This is a genomic window from Halovalidus salilacus (assembly GCF_031852275.1).
Lineage (GTDB): Archaea > Halobacteriota > Halobacteria > Halobacteriales > Natrialbaceae > Halovalidus > Halovalidus salilacus.
In genome coordinates, this window is the sequence record NZ_CP134700.1 from 378,141 (window position 1) to 399,139 (window position 20,999).

Annotated in this window: 21 protein-coding genes, 2 tRNA genes and 1 other RNA gene; 11 read left to right on the forward strand and 13 right to left on the reverse strand. The window is 67.5% G+C overall.

Annotated features, from left to right (window positions below):
* Positions 1–80: 80 nt before the first annotated feature.
* The 3 genes from RJT68_RS01900 to kdgK1 all read right to left on the reverse strand — a co-directional run bounded on the left by RJT68_RS01900 (position 81) and on the right by kdgK1 (position 3,207).
* Entirely contained in the window at positions 81–653 is a 573-nt protein-coding gene (locus RJT68_RS01900; protein ID WP_407038694.1) for a cysteine hydrolase family protein, read from the reverse strand.
* 121 nt (positions 654–774) lie between these two features.
* The gene (dgoD, locus tag RJT68_RS01905; RefSeq protein ID WP_407038695.1) at positions 775–1,929 is read right to left on the reverse strand and encodes a galactonate dehydratase; all 1,155 of its coding nucleotides are present in this window, start codon (positions 1,927–1,929) and stop codon (positions 775–777) included.
* Between the two features lie 294 nt (positions 1,930–2,223).
* The gene (gene kdgK1, locus RJT68_RS01910; protein WP_407038696.1) at positions 2,224–3,207 is read right to left on the reverse strand and encodes a bifunctional 2-dehydro-3-deoxygluconokinase/2-dehydro-3-deoxygalactonokinase; all 984 of its coding nucleotides are present in this window, start codon (positions 3,205–3,207) and stop codon (positions 2,224–2,226) included.
* A 146-nt stretch (positions 3,208–3,353) separates the two neighbouring features.
* On the opposite strand from kdgK1, the gene RJT68_RS01915 reads away from it, so the two are divergent.
* From RJT68_RS01915 to RJT68_RS01940, 6 genes are all read left to right on the forward strand, one after another.
* A complete protein-coding gene (locus tag RJT68_RS01915; protein WP_407038697.1) occupies positions 3,354–5,081 on the forward strand; it encodes an Hvo_1808 family surface protein in 1,728 nt (575 codons plus the stop codon).
* A 156-nt stretch (positions 5,082–5,237) separates the two neighbouring features.
* A complete protein-coding gene (locus RJT68_RS01920) occupies positions 5,238–6,398 on the forward strand; it encodes a nicotinate phosphoribosyltransferase (protein ID WP_407038698.1) in 1,161 nt (386 codons plus the stop codon).
* A gap of 49 nt (positions 6,399–6,447) precedes the next feature.
* A complete protein-coding gene (locus RJT68_RS01925; protein ID WP_407038699.1) occupies positions 6,448–6,630 on the forward strand; it encodes a hypothetical protein in 183 nt (60 codons plus the stop codon).
* Positions 6,631–6,754: 124 nt separating this feature from the next.
* Complete coding sequence (locus tag RJT68_RS01930; protein WP_407038700.1) at positions 6,755–7,873, forward strand: ABC transporter substrate-binding protein; 1,119 nt, start codon at positions 6,755–6,757, stop codon at positions 7,871–7,873.
* Positions 7,874–8,112: 239 nt separating this feature from the next.
* The gene (locus RJT68_RS01935) at positions 8,113–9,276 is read left to right on the forward strand and encodes a FecCD family ABC transporter permease (RefSeq protein ID WP_407038701.1); all 1,164 of its coding nucleotides are present in this window, start codon (positions 8,113–8,115) and stop codon (positions 9,274–9,276) included.
* A complete protein-coding gene (locus RJT68_RS01940; protein ID WP_407038702.1) occupies positions 9,276–10,178 on the forward strand; it encodes an ABC transporter ATP-binding protein in 903 nt (300 codons plus the stop codon). The genes RJT68_RS01935 and RJT68_RS01940 overlap by 1 nt, the downstream gene beginning before the upstream one ends.
* A gap of 123 nt (positions 10,179–10,301) precedes the next feature.
* Here RJT68_RS01940 and RJT68_RS01945 read toward each other — a convergent pair whose 3' ends face one another.
* Positions 10,302–10,904: a TIGR00296 family protein gene (locus tag RJT68_RS01945; protein ID WP_407038703.1), complete on the reverse strand. Its 603-nt coding sequence runs from the start codon at positions 10,902–10,904 to the stop codon at positions 10,302–10,304.
* A 146-nt stretch (positions 10,905–11,050) separates the two neighbouring features.
* On the opposite strand from RJT68_RS01945, the gene rnpB reads away from it, so the two are divergent.
* Positions 11,051–11,494: RNase P RNA component (gene rnpB, locus RJT68_RS01950), an RNA gene on the forward strand.
* 154 nt (positions 11,495–11,648) lie between these two features.
* Here the strand turns inward: rnpB and RJT68_RS01955 are convergent.
* Positions 11,649–11,721 (reverse strand) — tRNA-Arg (locus tag RJT68_RS01955).
* A 262-nt stretch (positions 11,722–11,983) separates the two neighbouring features.
* On the opposite strand from RJT68_RS01955, the gene RJT68_RS01960 reads away from it, so the two are divergent.
* On the forward strand, positions 11,984–12,997 hold the full coding sequence (locus RJT68_RS01960) for a type II glyceraldehyde-3-phosphate dehydrogenase (RefSeq protein WP_407038704.1): 1,014 nt from the start codon (positions 11,984–11,986) through the stop codon (positions 12,995–12,997).
* A gap of 92 nt (positions 12,998–13,089) precedes the next feature.
* On the forward strand, positions 13,090–13,485 hold the full coding sequence (locus RJT68_RS01965) for an Hsp20/alpha crystallin family protein (RefSeq protein ID WP_407038705.1): 396 nt from the start codon (positions 13,090–13,092) through the stop codon (positions 13,483–13,485).
* A 96-nt stretch (positions 13,486–13,581) separates the two neighbouring features.
* Here RJT68_RS01965 and RJT68_RS01970 read toward each other — a convergent pair whose 3' ends face one another.
* The 3 genes from RJT68_RS01970 to RJT68_RS01980 form a co-directional block, all read right to left on the reverse strand.
* Positions 13,582–14,490 (reverse strand): ATP-grasp domain-containing protein, encoded by a 909-nt coding sequence (locus tag RJT68_RS01970; RefSeq protein WP_407038706.1) that lies wholly within the window; start codon positions 14,488–14,490, stop codon positions 13,582–13,584.
* Between the two features lie 112 nt (positions 14,491–14,602).
* Positions 14,603–15,133 carry a 50S ribosomal protein L16 gene (locus RJT68_RS01975; protein WP_407038707.1) on the reverse strand — a complete coding sequence of 177 codons (531 nt, stop codon included), beginning with the start codon at positions 15,131–15,133 and terminating at the stop codon, positions 14,603–14,605.
* 105 nt (positions 15,134–15,238) lie between these two features.
* Complete coding sequence (locus RJT68_RS01980; protein ID WP_407038708.1) at positions 15,239–15,469, reverse strand: MarR family transcriptional regulator; 231 nt, start codon at positions 15,467–15,469, stop codon at positions 15,239–15,241.
* A 187-nt stretch (positions 15,470–15,656) separates the two neighbouring features.
* On the opposite strand from RJT68_RS01980, the gene RJT68_RS01985 reads away from it, so the two are divergent.
* On the forward strand, positions 15,657–16,847 hold the full coding sequence (locus RJT68_RS01985; protein WP_407038709.1) for a CBS domain-containing protein: 1,191 nt from the start codon (positions 15,657–15,659) through the stop codon (positions 16,845–16,847).
* 39 nt (positions 16,848–16,886) lie between these two features.
* Here RJT68_RS01985 and RJT68_RS01990 read toward each other — a convergent pair whose 3' ends face one another.
* Positions 16,887–17,705, reverse strand: a complete 819-nt coding sequence (locus tag RJT68_RS01990) for an HNH endonuclease (RefSeq protein WP_407038710.1) — start codon at positions 17,703–17,705, stop codon at positions 16,887–16,889.
* 91 nt (positions 17,706–17,796) lie between these two features.
* Positions 17,797–17,868, reverse strand: a tRNA-His gene (locus tag RJT68_RS01995).
* 152 nt (positions 17,869–18,020) lie between these two features.
* On the opposite strand from RJT68_RS01995, the gene RJT68_RS02000 reads away from it, so the two are divergent.
* The gene (locus RJT68_RS02000; protein ID WP_407038711.1) at positions 18,021–18,476 is read left to right on the forward strand and encodes a DUF5814 domain-containing protein; all 456 of its coding nucleotides are present in this window, start codon (positions 18,021–18,023) and stop codon (positions 18,474–18,476) included.
* A 101-nt stretch (positions 18,477–18,577) separates the two neighbouring features.
* Here RJT68_RS02000 and RJT68_RS02005 read toward each other — a convergent pair whose 3' ends face one another.
* The 3 genes from RJT68_RS02005 to RJT68_RS02015 form a co-directional block, all read right to left on the reverse strand.
* Positions 18,578–18,985: a ribbon-helix-helix protein, CopG family gene (locus RJT68_RS02005; RefSeq protein WP_407038712.1), complete on the reverse strand. Its 408-nt coding sequence runs from the start codon at positions 18,983–18,985 to the stop codon at positions 18,578–18,580.
* Between the two features lie 261 nt (positions 18,986–19,246).
* The gene (locus RJT68_RS02010; RefSeq protein WP_407038713.1) at positions 19,247–19,873 is read right to left on the reverse strand and encodes an RPA family protein; all 627 of its coding nucleotides are present in this window, start codon (positions 19,871–19,873) and stop codon (positions 19,247–19,249) included.
* A 1-nt stretch (position 19,874) separates the two neighbouring features.
* The gene (locus tag RJT68_RS02015) at positions 19,875–20,804 is read right to left on the reverse strand and encodes a replication factor A (RefSeq protein WP_407038714.1); all 930 of its coding nucleotides are present in this window, start codon (positions 20,802–20,804) and stop codon (positions 19,875–19,877) included.
* Positions 20,805–20,999 lie beyond the last annotated feature (195 nt).

Below are 20,999 nucleotides of genomic sequence, written 5' to 3' on the forward strand. Positions count from 1 at the left end.
TTCACTTCCGACCGACGTTCCACGTCCGGACGACGGTCCGCTTCGGACGAGCCGATACCCCGTCAGCCGGTCTCGGCGTCTCAGGCGAACTCGAGGTCGTCGCGCTCGACCACTTCGCCGAACAGCCAGTCGGCGTGTTCCAGGGCGTACTCCCTGTGCTCTTCCTCGATGTAGCCGAGGCAGTCTTCGACCAGGATCGGCCGGAAGTCCCGAAGGCCGGCGCTGCCCGCCGTGTGGAGAACGCAGACGTTCGCGAGCGTGCCGCAGAAGACCAGATCATCGATCCCCCGCGCGCTCAGCCACCCCTCGAGTTCCGTCTTCTGGAAGGCGTCGTAGGTGTGCTTCTCGACGACGTGATCCGCCTCGCGCACGTCGAGTTCCTCGACGATCTCGGCCTCCCAGGAGCCCTCGAGGACGTGCTCGCCCCACCGCTCGAACTCGTCGTAGTAGTGGGCGTCCTCGAACTGCTCGGGCGGGTGGACGTCCCGGGTGTAGATCACCCGCGCGCCCCCCTCGCGCGCCCGATCGACCAGCTCGCCGATCGGTTCGATGGCCTCCTCGCTCCCCGGGGCGTAGAGGGAGCCGTCGGGGTGACAGAAGCCGTTTTGCACGTCGACCACCACCACCGCCGTTCGCGCTGGCTCGAGGTTCATGGGTACGTGTGCCGCTACGGACACGAGCGTAAAAACGTTCGCGCCGCTCGGCCCGATATCGCCGAAATGACCGCCGCCCGCGCTCGAGGCGGCTCACCACGCACCGCTCGCCGCCTCCCGCTCACCACTCGGCGACGCTGCCGTCGTCGTGGCGCCAGACCGGATTGTGCCAGTCGACGTCGCGTTCGGCCTGTCGCTCGACGTGCGCCTCGTCGATCTCGATCCCGAGGCCGGGCTCCTCGGGGAGCGCGACGTAGCCGTCCTCGTACTCGAACACGCCGGAGTCGGCGAGGTAGTCGAGGACGTCGCTCGTCTCGTTGTAGTGGATGTCGAGGCTCTGCTCCTGGATCAGGGCGTTCGGCGCGCAGGCGTCGACCTGCACGCACGAGGCGAGCGCGATCGGGCCCAGCGGACAGTGTGGCGCGAGCGCGACGTCGTAGGCTTCGGCCATCGCCGCGATCTTGTGGACCTCGGTGATGCCGCCGGCGTGGGAGAGGTCGGGCTGGATCACGTCGACGTGGCCGTCCTCGAACACCTCCTTGAAATCCCACCGGGAGAACATGCGCTCGCCCGTCGCGATCGGCGTCGTCGTGTGGGCCGCGATCCCGCCGAGGGCGTCGTTGTGCCCCGACAGCACCGGCTCCTCGATGAACATCGGTTCGTACGGCTCGAGCGCCGCGGCGAGCCGTTTGGCCATCGACTTCGCCACGCGGCCGTGGAAGTCGACGCCGATGTCGACCTCGTCGCCGACGGCCTCCCTGACCGTCTCGAGGCGCTCGACGGCCTCGGCGACGGCCGCGGGGGTCTCGATCCGGCGGAACTCCGGCACGGCGTTCATCTTGAACGCGGTGAACCCCTGCTCGACCTTCTCCGCGGCGGCCTCGCCGACGTCGGCCGGCCGGTCGCCGCCGATCCACTGGTAGACGCGGATCCGGTCCCGGGCCTTCCCGCCGAGGAGTTCGTACACCGGGGCGCCGAAGCGCTTGCCCTTGAGGTCCCACAGCGCCTGGTCGATTCCCGCGATCGCGCTCATCAGGATCGGCCCGCCGCGGTAGAACCCGCCGCGGTACATCGTCTGCCAGTGGCGCTCGATCTCCGCGGGGTCCTCCCCGAGGAGGTACCCCTCGAGGAGTTCCTCGACGGCGGCCCGGACGGTCTTCGCCCGACCCTCGACGACGGGTTCGCCCCAGCCGACGCGGCCGTCGCTCGTCTCGAGGCGCAGGAACAGCCACCGCGGCGGCACCTCGTAGAGGTCGTAGTCGACGATCCGCGTCATCGGGATCCCCTCCGGTCCGCGCGGGCGTGGCACCCGCCGCGGGTGTCGGTTCCGTCGAGTACGGGGGCGTTCATCGGTCGATTCCTCGGTTCGTCGCTCGCGTCGGTCGTCGGTGTCAGTCTCATGGTCAGGTCGTCTTCGCGGTCGCGGTCCGTCGCGAAGGTCCGGGGCGTCGATCGATGCGTCGAACGACTCCGCCGTCGGCGATACCGTCTTCGGTTTCGACCGGGACGGTCGCCGACTCGTCGCGACGGTGGCGGCCCCAGCGGGGCCTCGACGGTGCGACCCGTCCGTCTACCGGGAGATGCCGCCGGCCTCGTCCTCGAGGACCGCCTCGACGTCCGAGCGGGTGATCGTGGCGTGGTCGCCGGCGAGGGTGCGCTTGAGCGCCGCGGCGGCCGCCCCGTAGCGGAGCGCCTCGGCCGTCGATCCGTCCTCGACGTAGCTGGCGAGGAACCCGCCGACGAACGCGTCGCCGGTCCCGATCGGATCGACCGTCTCCGCCTCGTAGATCGGCTGGTCGACCGTTCCGTCCGAATCGAGCGCGAGCGCGCCCCGGTCGCCCCGCGTCACGACGACGGTGGAACAGGCGTAGGTCTCCCGGAGGTGGGTCGCGATCCCCTCGGCGTCCGCGTCGATCTCGAGGACGTCGGCGGCGTCGCGCTCGGGGACGAACAGGAGGTCGACCCCCTCGAACAGCGACTCGTAGACCTCCCTGGCGGTCGACGGCGACCAGAGCTTCGAGCGGTAGTTCAGGTCGAACGCGGTGGTGACGCCGGCGTCGGCCGCCGTCCGGAGCAGCCCCTCGGTTGTCTCGCGCAGCGTCTCCGAGAGCGCCGGCGTGATGCCGCTGGTGAAGAACACCTCGGCCGCTTCGACCGGCGCGGTCGGGAGTTCCTCGAGGGTCGCGGTCGTGACCGCAGCGTCGGCGCGGTCGTAGATCACGTCGGTACCGCGGGGCTCGGTACCGGGTTCGAGGTAGTACGTTCCCTGGCGCCCGTCGTCGCTCCAGACGACGGCCGGCGCGACGCCGTGGGACCGGACGTCGCGAACGACCTTTCGGCCGAGCGGCGAGTCCGGGAGCTTCGAGAGCCACGCCGACGGCAGTCCGAGGTTGGCCGCCGCGATCGCGACGTTGCTCTCCGCGCCGGCGGAGCGGAACGCGACGTTCCGCGCCGTCTCGAGTCGCTCGCCCGCCGGCGGCGAGATCCTGAGCATCGTCTCGCCGAAGGTGGCGAGCGCCGCCGACCGCGGTTCGGGGTCGTCCGTTTCGTGCATGCGCACCGATTTCGAGCATCGGGCCATCCCGTTTACGATCCCAGCCCTTCGGCCGCCGGACGGCGGGGGTCGCTCGAGGTGCGGCGGCCGTCGACGAAACCGCGGGTGTTTTCACCTCCGACTTTCGTAGGAAAATATATCGTTCGATGAAGTCCCTATCCGCGCTCGCGTTCGCCGCCCTCCTCGTCCTGTCGCTCGGGGCGGTTCCGGCGGCCGGCGCCACCACGGCACCCCCCGACGCATCAGTTCAGCACTCGACGGCGGACCCAGCAACCGCCCCCGACGACACCGTTCAGGCGGGTTCGTCGCCGTCGCCGTCGATGTCTACCGCACCGGCAGCGTCGACCCAGGAGGTCGACTCGGACGACGATCCCTCGACCGAGGGTACGGTCGGCTACGTCGAGGGCGTCCGGTACGACGACTCCCTCCCGGTGGATAACCGTTCGAGCGCCGTCGTCGAGGAGGACGAACTCGAGGCGGTCGTCCACCGCTCGATGGCCCGGGTCGAGGTGATCCGGAACGAGACGTTCGAGGAGGACGTCTCGGTCGACGTCGTCTCCCGCGAGGAGTTCCGGGCGGACCAGGGGACGCTGTTCGCCGAGGAGAACGGGAACGACCGCCTCTTCGACGCCGTCCTGCTCGAGGGCCTGTTCATGCTCGAGCGCGACGCGCCCGTCGAGGAGGCGACGGAGACCCTCTACGGCGAGTCCGTCGCCGGCTACTACGACTCCGAGACCGACGAGATCGTCGTCGTCGCCGAAGACGCGGAGCAGCTCGAGCTGAACGAACGCACTCTCGGCCACGAACTCGTCCACGCCCTCCAGGACCAGCGGTTCGACCTCTCGGGGTACGACCGGGAGACGACCGACGGCGACACCGCGGTCAACGGCCTCATCGAGGGCGACGCCTCCTGGGTGGAAGCCGAGTACGACCGGCGCTGCGCCGACGAGTGGGACTGCGCCCCCGCCGTCGAGCAGACGCCGGACGTCGACGGCCTCAACTGGGGGCTCTACTTCTCCATCTACCAGCCCTACGACGACGGCCCCGACTACGTCGAGCACCTGCGCCAGGAAAGCGGCGACTCCTGGGGGGCCGTCGACGCCGCCTACGACGATCCGCCCGAGAGCAGTTCGGAGGTGATCCGCCCCGGCGACGACCGCGACCCCGTCGACGTCGAGGTCGAGGACCGCTCGAACGACGAGTGGCGCCCGCTCGAGGCCGACGGCGAGGTCGCGACGGACCGCCTCGGCGAGGCGACGATGGTCGCGATGTTCGCCGATGGCGCGATGAGTCAGGGGGAACCCTCCGTGATCGAACGCGACGAGTTCGTTCGGGGTGCGGCGACCGGCGAACCGGACCTGAACTACGACCAGCCCATGACCGACGGCTGGGCGGGCGACGAGTTCGTCGTCTACGCCGGTGAGGACGCGTCGCGCGAGGAGAGCGGCTTCGTCTGGGAGACCCGGTGGACCGACGCCGACGAGGCCGTGGCGTTCGCAGAGGGCTACCTCGAGGAACTCGAGAACCACGACGCCGAGTCCGTCGAGGACCGGCGGGATACCTACGAGATAGACGGGGAGTTCCCCGGCGCGTACGCCCTCGAGGTCGACGGCGACACCGTAACCATCGTGCGCGCGCCGTCGGTCGACGCCCTCCCCGAGATCAGGGACGGGGCCGCGCCGGAGGGCGAGGACACGCTCGAAGTCGACGACGACGGCGCGTCCGACGGCGCCGACGAGACGTCAGAAGACGACGACGGGGGTGGCATCGCGGACGAGATTCCCGGATTCGGCCCGCTCGGCGCGCTTCTCACGGTGGCGGCGACGGTCGCACTCGCGATTCGACGCGGCGGCGGGGCGAACGCCGGGGAGTGAGCCGACGACCGCCATCGGACGTGGCGCGTCCAACGGCCTCGTGACGCCCCTTAGAGCGACTCTCCCCGCCGAATCGGTCGTAGCGCCCGCGACACCCCGACGCACGCGCCGTCGGAGACGGGTAGCTATTTTTGTCCGCTTCGACAACTCGGAGCTATGACCGACCCGTTCGAGATCGTCCCGCCCGAGGCCATCCGCGAGGGGTCCGCGACGGACGCCTACTTTGAGCGCACCCGCGCGACGCTCGAGCACGCGGGGAAGGACCCGCGCGTCGTCGCCGAAGTGACCGCAGATCAGTTCCCGACCGGCGAGTTCGAGGTCTTCACCGGGGTCCGCGACGTCGCGGCGCTGTTCGAGGGCCGGGACCTGGACGTCGACGCGCTCCCGGACGGGCGGCTGTTCGACGGCGGCCCCGTGATGCGGATCGAGGGGCCGTACCTCGAGTTCGCCGAACTCGAAACCTCGCTGCTCGGGCTCCTGTCCCAGCCCAGCGCCTTCGCGACGGCCGCGCTCGAGGCGCGACTGGCGGCGCCCGACTCGCTCGTCCTCTCGTTCGGAGCGCGCCACGTCCACCCGTCGATCGCGGCGACGGTCGAGCGGGCGGCGCTGCTCGCGGGCTTCGACGGCTTCTCCCACGTCGCCGCGGGCGAGTTGCTCGATCGGGAGGCCAGCGGGACGATGCCCCACGCGCTCATGTTCTGCTTCGGCGAGGGGAACCAGGACGAGGCGTGGCGGGCGTTCGACGAGGCGGTCCCCGAAGACGTCCCCCGGATCGCCCTCGTGGACACGTTCTGGGACGAGGTCTCGGAGAGCCTCTTCGCCGCCGAGACGCTGGGCGACCGTCTCGACGGGGTCCGGATCGACACCACGAGTTCGCGCCGCGGCGACTTCCGCCACATCGTCCGCGAAGTGCGCTGGGAACTCGAGGCTCGCGGCTACGAGGATATCGACGTCTTCTGCAGCGGGGGCATCGACCCGGACGCGATGCGCGAACTGCGGGACGTCGCGGACGGTTTCGGCGTCGGCAGTCACGTCACGGACGCCGATCCCCTCGACTTCAGCCTCGACATCGTCGCGATCGAGGGCGAACCGATCTCGAAGCGTGGGAAGCTCTCGGGCGTCAAGGAGGTCTACCGAACGGCCGACGGGGGCCACCACGTCGCCCTGGCGGACGGCCCCGCGCCCGAGGACGCGGAGTCCCTGCTCGAGCCCCTGGTGCGCGACGGGGAGGTCGTCCGCGAGTTCGACCTCGAGGCGGCGAGCGAGCGCTGCCTCGAGGACGCCGAACGGGTCGACTTCGGCGATCTCGCGGCGTGAACGTCTCCCCAACGGTAACGTCGCCGGCCGTCGTACGCCGGGACGGATGATGCCCGAACCGCCAGTCAATCCGACGCTTCAGCGGGCGTACCTGGGGATCGCCGTCGTCGTTCTGCTCGTCGCCGTGACGCTCGCACCGACGGCTCTGACGATCGTGGTCCTCACCGGCGGTTTCCTCGCACTCTCCTGTCTGTGCCTCGCGGTCACTCGACGGTTCAGGCGAGACGGATGACCGCCGTTCGTCGGCCGCTCGAGGGTCCGGTGCCACCGAGCCGGACCGTTCCTTGGGAACCCGATCCTGATTTAGGCCATCCTAAACCGATGCGCTTTTCAATTATTAGGCTAACCTAAAACACATGTCAGACGAAGCGACCAGACGAACGGTCCTGGCGGCGGGCGCTGGCGGAGTCGGCCTGCTCGCGGGCTGCGTCAGCGGGACCGAGGGCGAAGCGGAATCGGAGAACGACGGCTCCGACGAGCCGACGTCCGTGACGATGGAGCCCGTCGGGACGGTCGAGTTCGACTCCCCGCCCGAAACGTGGCTCACCTACGAGATCGACTACGCCGACATGGGAATCGCCCTCGGCGTCGGCGAGGGACTCGAGGCGATCGGCGAGGAGAACCGCTACCTCACGCAGTACTACGACGAACTCGGGATCCCCTACGCCGAGGATCCCCAGGCGCTGTGGAACGGCGGCGTCGACAAGGAGGTCTTCTACGATCTCGACGTCGACGTCCACCTCGTCGATCCGAACTGGCTCGAGCACAACAGCGCGTTCGGCCTCGACGGCGAGGACGTCGACGAACTCGAGGAAAACGTCGCCCCGTTCGTGGGCAACACGATCTTCCGGCAGACGGACGAGTGGCACGACTACGAGTACTACACGATGTACGAGGCGTTCGAGAAGGTCGCTCAGGTGTTCGGCCGGGAGGATCGGTACGAGGCGTTCGCCGAACTCCACGAGTCGTTCCTCGAGGAGATCGAGTCGTCGCTCCCGCCGGCCGACGAACGGCCCGAAGGGGTGCTCGTCTGGGCCGAAGACGAACCCGAATCGTTCACCGCGATGCGGATCAGCGACGGCGGGACCGCCAACAAGCACTTCCGCGACCTCGGGATCGAGGACGCCTTCGAGGGGACCGACGTCGCCGGCCGGAGCACCGACAACTCGGGGGAGATCGACTTCGAGACGCTGGCCGACGTCGACCCCGACGCCATCTTCCTCTCCGAGCGCGAGACGGAGAGCCGCGAGGAGTTCGAGTCGGGTCTCGTCGATTACCTGCGCGACCACCCCGTCGGTGGCGACCTGACCGCCGTGCAGGAGGGGCGCGTCTACCGCGGGGGACCGATCTACCAGGGGCCGATCTACAACCTGTTCCTGACCGAGCGGGTCGCCCGAGCGGTCTACCCCGATCAGTTCGACGGCGACCTGTTCGACCGCGACGAGGTCTCCGCGATCGTCGAGGGTGACCTGTAAGCGGCCTCCTCGAGCGCTGTTGACCCGACCCAAAACGAAGTGCTTATTGATGTTTAGGGTGGCCTAAAAAATAAGATGACGACCAGGAGCGCGACGCGCCGCGGCGGCCGGCGGTCCGGGGGGTGCGGCGATACGACCGTTCGTGCGGCACGTCCGTCCGGTGACGGGACCGACTCGAGCGCGATCGATCGAGTGGGTGATCGCCGCGTCGCGGCCACGACCCCGAACGGAGGGTGACGATGGGGAGCCGGACGTCACACGGGAGCGGCGTCGCCTCGCGCGAGTGGCTCTCGTGGCTCGATTCGACCCTGCTCGGGCTCGCCCTCGCGAGCGTCGGGATCGTCGTGGCCTCGTTGTTCGTCCAGGTGAGCTTCGGGGAGTACTCGATGTCGCTCACCGAGGCGTGGTACGCCCTGCTCGACGCGGACGTCTGGTACGAACCGCGCGTGCTCCTCTCGTTCGTTCTCGGGGAAGAGTTGATGCGGACGGTTCTGTTCGTCCCCGAGAGCTACCAGCTTCCGGACCTGGCGACGAACACGAACATCGTCTGGAACCTCCGATTCCCGCGGGTTCTCGTCGGGGTCTTCGTCGGGATGAACCTCGCCGTCTCGGGCGCGATCTTCCAGGCGGTCACCCGCAACGAACTCGCGAGCCCGTTCATCCTCGGCGTCTCCTCCGGCGCCGGCCTCGCGATCCTGCTCACGCTCGTCGTCTTCTCGGGCATGATGGCCCTGTTGCCGGTCACGGCGGCCCTCGGGGGCGCCCTCGCGTTCATCGTCGTCTACGCCATCGCGTGGAAGGGGGGCACCAGCCCCGTGCGGCTGGTGCTCGCGGGCGTCGTCGTCGGCACCGTCTGCACCTCCCTGCAGACGTCGCTGTACCTCTTCGCCGACGACGTCTCGACGGTCCAGACGGCCGTCGCCTGGACGAACGGATCGCTGACCGGCGTCGACTGGGGCGAGGTCCGCCTCGTCCTCCCGTGGTCGATCGTCGCCCTCACCCTCGCCCTCGTCGGCTCGAGGCAGCTGAACGTCCTCTTGCTCGGCGAGCGCACCGCCACCGCGCTGGGGATGTCGGTCGAGCGCGTCCGCTTCGGGCTCTCGGCGGTCGCCATCGTCGCCGCCTCGGCGTCGATCGCGGTCGCCGGCATCGTCAGCTTCGTCGGCCTGATCGTCCCCCACATCGTCCGAACGGTCGTCGGCAGCGACTACAAGCGCGTGATCGTCGGCTGCCTGTTCGTCGGCCCCGCGCTGCTCGTCGCCGCCGACGTGGGCGCGCGCCTCGGCATGTCCGTGCTCTTCGACAGCTCAAGGCAGATCCCCGTCGGCGTCCTCACCGGCCTGATCGGCGGCCCCTACTTCCTGTACCTCATGCGAAAGCGCCAGGCCCTGGGTGATCTCTGATGACGACCAACCACTCGGCTCGAGTCGGCCGCGCGCCCGACGACCGACCGGAAGACGAACGCAATCGCGGTGATCGAGGCGGTGAGCGCGTCCCCGACCGAGACGGCGACGACCCGAGCGAACTCGTCGGCGAGGCGCTCGAACTCGGCTACCCGACCACCGAGGAGCCCGTCGCCGAGGTCGAGCGGATCGACCTCCCCGCCGGCGAGATCACGGCCCTCGTCGGCCCCAACGGCAGCGGGAAGTCGACGCTGCTCAAGGCGCTCGCGCGCCAGCTCGAACCCGACGCCGGCTCCGTCTCCCTCGACGGCGTGCACGTCGAGACGTTCGGGAACAAGGCGTTCGCCCGCCGACTCGGCCTCCTCGCCCAGGAGAACGAGGCGCCCGGCGGCATCTCCGTCGAGGAGCTGGTCTACCACGGCCGGTACCCCCACCGAAGCTTCTTCGACGCCGTCGACGAGGAGGACGAGGCGGCCGTCGACCGCGCCATCTCCCTCGCCGGCGTCGAGCACCTGCGGGACGAATCGGTGGCGAACCTGAGCGGCGGCCAGAAGCAACTCGCCTGGATCGCGATGGTGCTCGCCCAGCAGACCGACGTCCTCCTGCTCGACGAGCCCACGAACCACCTCGACTTACACCACCAGCTGCGGGTCATGGACGTCGTCGAGACCATCAACGACGAACACGGCGTCACCGTGGGCGTCGTCCTCCACGACGTCGCCCAGGCCGCCCGCTACGCCGACAACCTCGTCGCGCTCAAAGAGGGCTCCGTCTACGACTGGGGCCCGCCGGGCGAGGTCGTCACCGACCAGCTGCTCGAGGAGGTCTTCGGCGTCAGCGCCACCGTCGGCTTCGGCGAGTACGGCCCGACGATCGTTCCGCACGAACCCCTCGAGGAGTGAGCGTTTTCGCCGAGTAACGACTCGGAGACGGTGACCGACCGAAGAGAGCCGAGCCGAAGACCAGCAGTAGTGACTTCGAGTGCTCGAGACCGGATCGCTCGAGCGGAACCGATGCGAGCGGGATTAGACCTGTTCGATGCTGCCGTCGGCTTCGCGCTCGCGGAAGACCTGCCCTTCGAACAGCGTGACGACGACGTCGTCGTTCTGCCACGCGTCGGGGGCGAGGCGCGCCTTTCGGCAGGTGCGATCGAGGTACTCGCGCTCGGTCCAGCCGTTCTCGACGGGGACGGTCGGGTAGAGCCAGCCGCTCCGACCGTTGCCGTCGACGGCGACGCCGTGGACGCCGAGCTCGAGGTCGGCGAGCGGGTCGTCGGTCAGCAGGACGTTCCTGACGGTGCAGACGGAGACGGTCAGGGTACCGAGCTCGGACGGGCTCACCTCCGACCCGCAGGAGTCGTCGCTCGCGGCTTCGATCGCCGCGTCGACGATGACGTGGCCGAGTTGCTCGCCCGATCGGTACCCCCCGGCGCAGCCGCGCAAGCTGCCGCGCCCGCGGGTGGACTCGAGGCGCACGAACGCGCCCGTACGCTCGTAGAAGGCCTCGCGCATGCTTCCGGGGTGTTCTCGCTGTCCGTGACGCACGAAAGATTCGACGGCTTCGCGCGCGAGTTCGACCGCACGCGCGCCGTCTTCGTAGGAGAGGTCGACGCCCTGTCGCTGGGACATACGGATGTACATGGCAGTAATCGACCTAAAACGCTTCCATTCGTCCTGCGGGTTTATTTGGCGGTCGACATCGGCGGTCTGAACCGGTTCGACGCCCGCTCCGGCCCGACCGGGGGACTTATTCGATCCGACCGCCTACGTACGGTGGGAGAGAGAGCCCGGCCGCCGCGGGCGCGTCGCGCTCGCGAGGAAAGTCCCCCCACCGTTCGGGCGGGTGACCGGGCGCAAGCCCGGAGCGGGAGACCGCTGGCTCTGGAACAGAAACGACACGTCTCGGTCCGATCGATGAGGCGAGCGAACCCGACCGCGAGGAAGGGGAGCTAACCCGCCGAGAGACGGGCGATTCGGAGCGCCACCCGGCGCGAGAGTCGCCGCATCCGCGGACGGTCGACCTTCGTGGTTCGACGCCACAGATCGCGTCCGACGCGATCGGCCGTCCGCCGACGACCGAGGATCGATGGAACGGCGAACCCTCACCGGTGCAAGTCCGCGCCGCTGGTAGCCCGAAATCGCCGCGGCACCCGCTGCGGGCGGCGCGGACGCTCAGCTAAATGCCGGGTCGAACAGAAGGGGGCTTACTCCTCTCACCCAGTTTTCGTCCGCGAGCGGCGACGCCGCCGCTCGAGGCGCCGTCGACTCGACCCAGACGCCTACGCAACCGCTCGAGCGACGACTGATCGCCTGCGATCTTCCTTTTGTCTCGAGGCGGACGACTCGCTCCGCTCGTCGTCGTGTTTGGAAAAACGTCCTGACGGAGATTTGAACTCCGGTCACAGGCTCCGCAAGCCCGTAGGATAGTCCACTACCCTATCAGGACTCATCTACAGGTACTGCTGTAGTACTTAAGACCCTTTCGAAACCCCTCGAGTCGCCGGCGTGCGATTTCGGCCTCGAGACCGCCGCTCGAGGCGTGCGCACAGCGGTCACGGATCGGCCGTCGGCCGGCCTCGAGTCGGTGCGGTTCGTTCACACGAACCGCGAGTCCGCGAACCGAAATCCCGAACGAGAACTCTCGAGCGAGTGAAAATCGGCCGAGAAGCCTCGAAACGGTTAACCACCTCGGTCGTACACTGCGGGATATGGTTCAGGTCGCCATCAACGGCTACGGCACGATCGGCAAGCGCGTCGCGGACGCCGTCAGCGAACAACCCGACATGGAAGTCCTCGGCGTCGCGAAGACCCGGCCCAACTTCGAGGCCGAAACGGCCGTCGAGAAGGGCTACCCCCTCTACGCCGCCGTCGAGGAGCGCGCGAAGCTGTTCGAGGAGGCCGGAATCGAGATCGCGGGGTCCGTCGACGAACTGGTCGAGGCCGCCGACGTCGTCGTCGACGCCACGCCGTCGGGTATCGGCGCCCAGAACAAGGACCTGTACGAGGAGTACGACACCCCCGCGCTCTACCAGGGCGGGGAGGACGCCGAGGTGGCCGAGGTCAGCTTCAACGCCCGTTCGAACTTCGCCGATGCGGCCGACGCCGACCACGTGCGCGTCGTCTCCTGCAACACGACCGGCCTCTCGCGCGTAATCGCGCCGCTGCGCGAGGCCTACGGCGTCGAGAAGGTGCGCGCGACGCTCGTCCGCCGCGGCGGCGACCCCGGCCAGACCTCCCGCGGCCCGATCAACGACATCCTGCCGAACCCCGTGACGGTACCCTCCCACCACGGCCCCGACGTCAACACGATCTTCCCCGACCTGAACATCGACACCCTCGGGATGAAGGTGCCCGCGACGCTGATGCACATGCACAGCCTGAACGTCACCCTCGAGGATGCCGTCGACGCCGCCGACGTCCGCGACCTGATCGCCGACGAATCGCGCCTGTTCCTGATCCCCGAGTCGATGGCGATCGACGGCAGCGGCAAGCTCAAGGAGTACGCCCACGACGTGGGTCGCCCGCGGGGCGACCTCTGGGAGAACTGCATCTGGGAGGAGTCGATTTCGACCGTCGGCCGCGACCTCTACCTGTTCCAGGGTATCCACCAGGAGAGCGACGTCGTGCCCGAGAACGTCGACGCGATCCGCGCGGTTCTGGGACTGGCCGACGCCGAGGAGAGCGTCCGGACGACGAACGAGGCGATGGGCGTCGGGCTCTAATCGGGATCGAAGACGGCGACGCCGGTTTTCGACCGCCCCGAACAACTAGCGCCGACAGAAAGTTTTTGCCACGCGCTACCCAACGACTACGTATGCGACGAGACGACCGCGACGAACCCTTCGACGACCTGTTTCGCGAGATCGAACGAATGATGAACGAGATGATGAGCGGCGCCGACGTGGGTTTCAACTCGGCCACCAGCGCCGACTCGGGCTTCGGCTCCGACACCCACGTCGACATCCACGACACCGACGAGGAGGTCCGCGTCATCGCCGACCTCCCCGGCGTCGAAAAGGAGAACATCGAACTCGAGTGCGACGGCAAGACGCTCACAATCTCCGCCCAGAGCCAGCACCGCCAGTACGACGAGCGGGTCTCGCTCCCACGCCGCGTCAACGAACACACCGCCTCCGCGACGTACAACAACGGCGTCCTCGAGGTCGTCTTCGAACCCGCCGAGCAGTCGTCGGGGATCAGTCTCGAGTAACGCTCTCGCGGTCTCTTCTACTCGAACGCCGGGGATCGCTGTCGCGGTCGCAGTCTCCGATCGACTCCGCGCGTTCGATCGCCGCTCTCGGCGCCGTCATCGTTCCGCTCGCGCGCGTATCGCCGCCGCGAGCCGATCGTAAAAGTCCGGTTCGTACTTCGTCTCCGCGTCGATCGTCGGCCGCGCGTTCGTCTCGGTGACGACCACGCGTCCCGAACCCGGGTCGCCGTCGCCCGCCGGCCGGGACTCGAGGAGGTCGACCCCGAGGAACGGAATCTCGAGTTCCGCCGCGACCGCTTCGGCGAGGTCGCGCATCGAATCCGGGAGGTCGACGCCCGTCGCGGTCGCGCCCCGGTGGACGTTGTGCTTCCACCGGCCGTCGGCCAGCGCGTCCGCGGGAAGTCGTCGTTCGACCGCGCCGACGTACTCGCCCTCGAGCACCATCACGCGGTAGTCGACCGCGTTCGGGACGTACTCCTGGAGGAGGAACGACCGATCGCCCGTCGCCCGGTAGTCGTGGACGAGCGCGAGGTAATCGCAGATACCCAGAAACGTATCGAGGTCGTGAGCCTTCGCGACGCCGACCCCGCGCGTCGTCGAGTTCGGCTTGACGACCACCGGCGGGTCGAACCGCTCGAAGACGCGGCGCAACTCGGCCTCGTCGACCGGATTCGAGACGTACACCGACTCCGGTACCGGGAGTCCCGCCCGCTCGAGGCGCGCGAGCGCGCCCGCCTTGTTCCGGGAGGTGACGACAGCGTTCCGGTCGTTGAGCCACGGCACCTCGAGCAGCGCGTCCGCCACGCCGCCTTCCATCAGCCGTCCCGGGTAGACGAACCCGACGTCGTACTCGTCGGGCGACCACGGTGGCTGCCCGACCCCGCCCCCGAGCGGGACGATCCGCTCGCTGACGGGGACGTGGCGGACGCGGATGCCGCGGTCCGCGAGCGGGTCGCGCATCCGCCGGAACGTCTGCTTCCTGTTCGCGACCGCGAGATCGATCATACGCGTGAGTCGGGAGCGAGGCGGGAAAAAAGTGCTCGAGACGCTCGAGCGTTCGCTCGGCGGAGAACCGTCGCGCCGCTTTCCGGTGAGGGGGAGAGAACGGAGTTCCGTCTCAGGCGATCAGCTTCTCTTCGCCCTTCTCGACGACGATCCGACACGGCGGCGTGATCTTGTTGTAGGCGCGGCGGAACGCGTCCTTGGCGAAGTCGGCGTCCTCGACGTCGCACCAGATCGTGAAGATGCGGTCGCCCCGCTGGACGCGGGCGGCCGTGCCGACGATCTTGCCGAACGCCTGGCGCATCCCGTCGGAGACGCGGTCTGCGCCCGCACCGGTCGCCTGCTTGTTCTCGCGGATGACCTGGTGGGGGAACTTCCGGAGGATCATCTTGTAGTTGCCTTCGCCGGCGTTCTTGATCATGTGCCGGTTGGCCGAGAGGCGCGAGGCCTCGAGTGATCCGTGACGGATCTGGCACTCCTCGTCGGCGACGAGGCTGATCTGGACCGGGTAGTCGTCGGGGTCGGCGCCGACGTCGCCCATCTTGTGCTGTGCGATCTTCGAACCCGGGATGCCGGTGATGTACTCGCGCCGCGTGTACGCCGGCTTGTCGATATCCCGGTACATGGAGGCGGGTTTGTCGGACATGGTTGTGATTACTTACGAAAACGAAGCGCTACCGTGCGGATAAAGCCTTCGAAGCGCCTCGCCGTCCGTTCACGGGCACGCGGAGGTCGAAACTCGAGTCCGCAGTCAGGTCGCCGGCACGTACTCGGCTCCGTTTCGTTCGATCAATTCTCGGTCCGCTAGCGTGCGCAGGACGCTCAGAATCGACAGTTTCGTCATCGCCAGCGTTTCGCTCAGGTCGGTCGCCGTCGCGCCGCCGGTCGCCTCGAGGGAGAGGTACACCAACTTCGCCTGGGAAGTGTCGAGTTCGGTCGGGAGGGGGTCGATCGGGGTGGTCGCTCGGTGTGGTTCCAGCATCGTACCCCTACGGATTCCGAATTCGGATATAAGCCTATGCTGCAAACACTCGGTATTATTAGGTTAATATATTTGTGTTAATATGACAATAATATTCGGGGGCCAGGAAGCCGCGTATCGCCCCCATCGCCGACAAGGCCTCCAGTCTGGCGGCGTGTTTAAGGTTCTTCCACCGCTAGCGACGTTCATGAGAAGTTTCCGGATCGGGTCGCTGTTCGATATTCCGATCAAACTCGATCTTACGTTCTTGCTCGTCCTTCCGGTGTTCGCGTACCTCATCGGCTCCCAGATCGAGCAGCTCGCGGAGATCCTCAACCAGACGATGGCCGCGGGCATCGACGTCGGCTCCGTCACCGCCGGGTCGATGCCATGGCTGTTGGGGCTGGCCGCCGCCGTCGGCCTCTTCGTCGGCGTCGTCCTCCACGAACTCGGTCACTCGTTGACCGCCCAGCGCTACGGCTTCCCGATCGACTCGATCACGCTCTGGCTGTTCGGCGGGATCGCCGCGTTCTCGGAGATGCCCGAAAACTGGAAACAGGAGTTAACCATCGCCGTCGCCGGCCCGATCGTCAGTGTCCTCGTCGGCGTCGGCTCGTACGTCCTCTTTCTGGTCACGCCCGAAAGCGTCGACGGCGTACGGCTCGTCCTCGGTTACCTCGCCGTCTTGAACGTCGTCCTCGCGGGGTTCAACATGCTCCCGGCCTTCCCGATGGACGGCGGCAGGGTCTTACGAGCGTTGCTGGCCAGGAATCAGCCCTACGCGCGGGCGACCCAGCAGGCCGCGAGCGTCGGCAAACTGTTCGCGATCCTCATGGGCCTGTTCGGCCTCTTCGCGGTCAACATCATCCTCATCGGCGTCGCCTTCTTCGTCTACATCGCCGCCTCGAACGAGGCCCAGCAGGTGACCATGAAAGCGGCGTTCCAGGACGTCACCGTCGCGGACATCATGACCCCGGTCGATCACCTCGATACGGTCGATCCCGGCACCACGGTCGCGGAACTGATCCGACGGATGTTCACCGAGCGCCACACGGGCTACCCGGTTGTCGAAGAACACGGCTTCGGCGAGGACCTCGTCGGCCTGGTCACCCTCACGGACGCCCGGGAGGTCAACGAGGTCGAGCGCGACGCGTACACCGTCGAGGACGTGATGTCGACCGACCTGAAGACGATCACGGCGAACTCCGACGCGATGACCGCCATCGAGCGGATGCAGGAACACGACATCGGCCGGCTGCTCGTCGTCGACGGCGACGGCCAACTCGTCGGCCTGATCTCCCGGAGCGACCTCATGACCGCGTTCAACATCATCCAGGAGAGCGGCGCGATGATCTCGCCCGAACAACCCCGCCCCGCCAGCGGGGGACCGTACCAGTAGCGACCGATCCCGCCGCCCCTCCGCGTGGCGGCTCGAGGCTCAGGCGTTCGCCGTTCCGGCGCCGTCGATCGCCGCCCGGAGGGTTCCCGCCTCGATCCTCCCGAACTCCGCCTTCCGGTGACACGGAATGCACAGCGAGACGACGTTCTCGAGGGCGTGCGCGTCCGTTTTCTCGAGGGTCTCCGCTTCGACGAACGCCCGAACCGGCACGATGTGGTGGACGTCGGGATTCCGGCCCATCTCGGCGGCGGTGATCCCGCAGTGGACGCAGCGGTATCCGTCACGCTCGAGGGCGGCCTGCCGGACGGCGTTCCACCCTTCGCCGTAGTTCTCGTTGCCGCCACCCTTCCAGTTCGGGTGCCCCTCGCCGGTGAACGCCTCGGAGAGCCAGGTTCGACGGCAGTCCTCGCCGCAGAGGACGACGTCCCCGATGTTACTGGGGTACCGCTCGACCGAGTCGCCACCGACGTCGCACTCGACGGCCGTCTTCCCACCCGCCCACCGCGGATTCTCCGTTCCGGACTGCGACGGCGGATCGCGCCACTGCTCCGTTTCGACGCACGTCGGACAGTAGAGCCCCTCCTTGTTCGACGGATAGTATTCGAACTCGGCGTCGCAGAGAACGCAGTTCGTCCGCTCTTTCTTCCCCTGATAGTTCGGGTGGTTCTCCCCGGCGAACGAGACGGCCTCCGACCGGCACTCGCTCGAGCAGTACTTCTTCCGATACTCGCAGTAAAACTCCTCGCCGCAGCGTTCACACGTCCGGTTCGGCAACCGTTCGCCGTGAACCGAACTGTGGTGAACGCCGAGTCCGCGTCTCGTTTCGAAGCCTCGACCACACGTCGGACAGGTGAACATACGGCCGATTGCTTCCCTCTCCCTTTTAAACTCGAAGTTGGGAGTCGATACGCACCGCTCCCGTTCTCAAAAATGTAAGAAAGTTGATGTAGTCCGGGTGCGAGAATTGAACCCGCATCTCAGCCTCCACAAGGCTGAAGGATAGCCACTACCCCAACCCGGACGCGCTTGCATCTGTCACTAAAAGGGGAGGGCATGAAATACGTTACGACTCGAGCCGTCCCCCTGTCGCGGTTTCGCACGCGTTCGCCCTCGAACCCGCCTCGAGACGATCGAGAGACTTTTCGGCGGACGCGCCCTACTCGTCGCTAACGCGTGGCCATCACCGACAAAATCTACATTAAAAACCACCGGCAGCTCAGCTCCCAGCTCGAGACGAACATCCCGAAGGGGGCGTTCAAGGGGGCCACCCTCGACTTGCTCTTCCAGGGGGAGGGTCTCGAGAAGCTGGACGATGCCGCCCGGGATCGGGTGCTCGATTTCGCGAGCGACTTCCTCGATTGCGACTGCGACAACAACCCCTACTGCGGCTGTCCGGAGGAGAAGTTCGTTCGGTACCTCCTCGAGTTGCGCGCCCAGGGACTGGGCCCGGACGCGATCGTGGACGTGATGAGCGACGAGTACATGGTGTACGCCTACTCGGGCGACGTTCTCTCGTTTCTCGACGACGCGGTGCGAACGCTCGAGGCGGCCGAAGGATTGGCGCAGGTCGACGGCGCGGAGGAGAAGCGAGACGAGATTCGGCGGGCGAAGCGGGAGCTAACGCGGTAATCCGGTTCTATTCTGAAAACCGTCCCCTTCCGACCCCGTTCGAACCCGCCGTCCCGGTTACGACGCCGTCCGAAGCGTTCCCGGCGCTCGTAGTTCCGCCGTCACCGCACTTGATACGGTTCGTCGCCGTCGTCGAGGTCGTCGAGCAACAGTACCTCCTCTTCCTCGTCGGCCTCGACTCGGTCCCGGAGGTCGGCGACGTAGGCCTTGTGCTCTTCGAGTTGCTCGCGGAGGTGTTCGGTCTCGAGTTCGAGCCGTTCGTGCTCCCGGACGAAGCTCTTGGGAACCTCGACGGTGGGCGGGAAGGAGGGTTCGCCGTCCGTACGCTCGCGCTCTTCGAGTTCCTTCTCGGGGAGGACGGCGACGCGGCCGTCGTGTTCGACGAGCGTGTCGACGTAGTCGCGGAAGACGGCGGACAACGAGATATCGCGTTCTTCGGCGATGTCCTGGAGCGCCTCGAACGCCTCCTCGCTCACCCGAAAGGAGATGGTCTTGTTCTTGTTGCCCATGGATAGGGATAATCGGTGTTCCTCTCACTTAACCGTTAGTCAGACGCGACCCGTCCGTCCGCTCGCGACCTCGAGTCCTCGAGGTTCGGAACCGGATTCCGTCTCGGCGCGTGAGGGTGTGATCGCTACTGCTCGCGTCGAGCGTCCGGCGGCGCTCGCTTTGCCGTCTCGTTCGGTATCCAAAAACGGTGGATCGGGGTGATCGATCGACGCCGGTGCGCGTGACGGCTGACGGGAGGCGGCCGTCGCCGTCGGGCCGTCTCAGGCCGTCGCTTCGACTTCGTCCAGGCTCTCGAGCGCCGTGATCACGTCGCGGCGGTAGTTCTCGACGGGCGAGTCGTACCGCTCGCGGGCCATCTGGGCGTACTCGTTGCCGGGCGCGGTCGACCCGCTCTCGGGGGCTTCCTGCTCGGCTTCCCACTCCCGGAACGCCTCGATGCGATCGAGGGTGCGTTCGGCGGTTTCGACGACCCAGCGGTCGCGGATCGACTCGTCGACGACCGAGATGGACTCGGGTCGGACGGAGACGTTGACGGTGCCGTCGTCGGTCTCGAAGGTTCGGGGTTTGCCGACGATGGCGACGTAGGCCGGCGGCTCCGTGTCCCGGAGGGCCGCGGCCGCTTCGGGCTGGTACTGGCCGGCGTAGACGAAGAACGTCCCCGTCGGGTCGACGACGCGGCCGCGCCAGTACTCGCTCTCGTCGCCGACGTCCTCGGTCTCGGTGAGGGTGCCGACGATGAACACGCGGTTGGCGCGGTCGCCGGTCGGGAGCAGCGCGTAGTTGGGCGCGCGCTCGTCGTCGCTCTCTTTGAAGGCGTACGTGGAGTCGTTGAATTCGGAGGCGAAGACGCGGCGGGCGACTTCGCGGGTGAGTTGTGCCTGGCTCATGTTACATCGACCTCGCTTTGATCAGCAGCGATTCGGCGTCGACCGGTCCGTCGAGTTCCTCGACGTCGTCCGCGAGGACGTAGCGGCCGAAGGTTGGACCCTCGATCCGGTAGTACTTCCCGACGATCTTCTCCAAGATCTCGTCGGCGACGATCGTCGTGTCGAGGGCGTCCATCGCCATCTCCTTCGCCTCCTCCAAGCTGATGCCGGTCAGGTTCTCGGTGGCCTCGGCGTCGAAGATGACCTCGTGGGCGTCGATGCCGTCGTCGACGACGCCCTTGATGCGGAGGTCGAACTCGCCTTCGACTTCGCCGTGTTCGCTGCATCGCCCGTTCTGGAGGACGCGCGTGCAGTCGTCCTCGGGGCAGCGCTTGATGAGGCCGCTGCCGCTTTGCATGTCGACGAGCGCGCCCTCGATCTCCGAGGTGTCGTCGCCGACCTCGAGGTCCTCGTCGAGTTCCTCGATCACCGTCGTCGAGTTGAGTTTGACCGAATATCGGCCCTGGTACTCGTCGGTGACGACGTTGCGGAGTTCGTAGACGCCGCCCTCCTCGAGGCTCGGGAGGTCGGATTTCGCCCACTTGGTGAACTTGATCGTTCCCGTGGGGTCCCCGAGCAGGCCCACCTGCGCGATGGAATCGCTGCGGGGCTCCCAGAGTTCGATCACTTTGGCGGTGAGGTCGATCCACTGTTCGGGTTCGTCGACGTCCTCGATCTGCGCGGCTTCGCTGCCGCCGCTCGCGATGTCCTCGCGCTCGAGTCCGGCCTCGTCGAGGTAGTGGGTGGTGACGCTGCGGCGGGCTTCGTCGATCGGCACTTTGTACTCGTCGACGAGGGTGCGCAGTCGCTCCTCGATCTCGTCGACCGAGACGTCGACGTGGTCCGAAAACTGCTCGTGTATGTCTGCTGCGTGCTGGCGTACGTCGCTCATGGTTTCTCGCCTCCTCCTGGGTTTCACTGGGAGGCATACCGGTGTTCGCGCCCGATCGTATTTAAACTGCCGCCACCGGAGCGAAAGTGGTCCGGGCCCCCGTTCGCTTCGGACCGGGGAGACGGCTCGAGGGGGGGGGGCGATACGCGCCCGCTTCGTCGGTTCGGTGGGTTCGTCCGTGGGCGGTAGTGAACC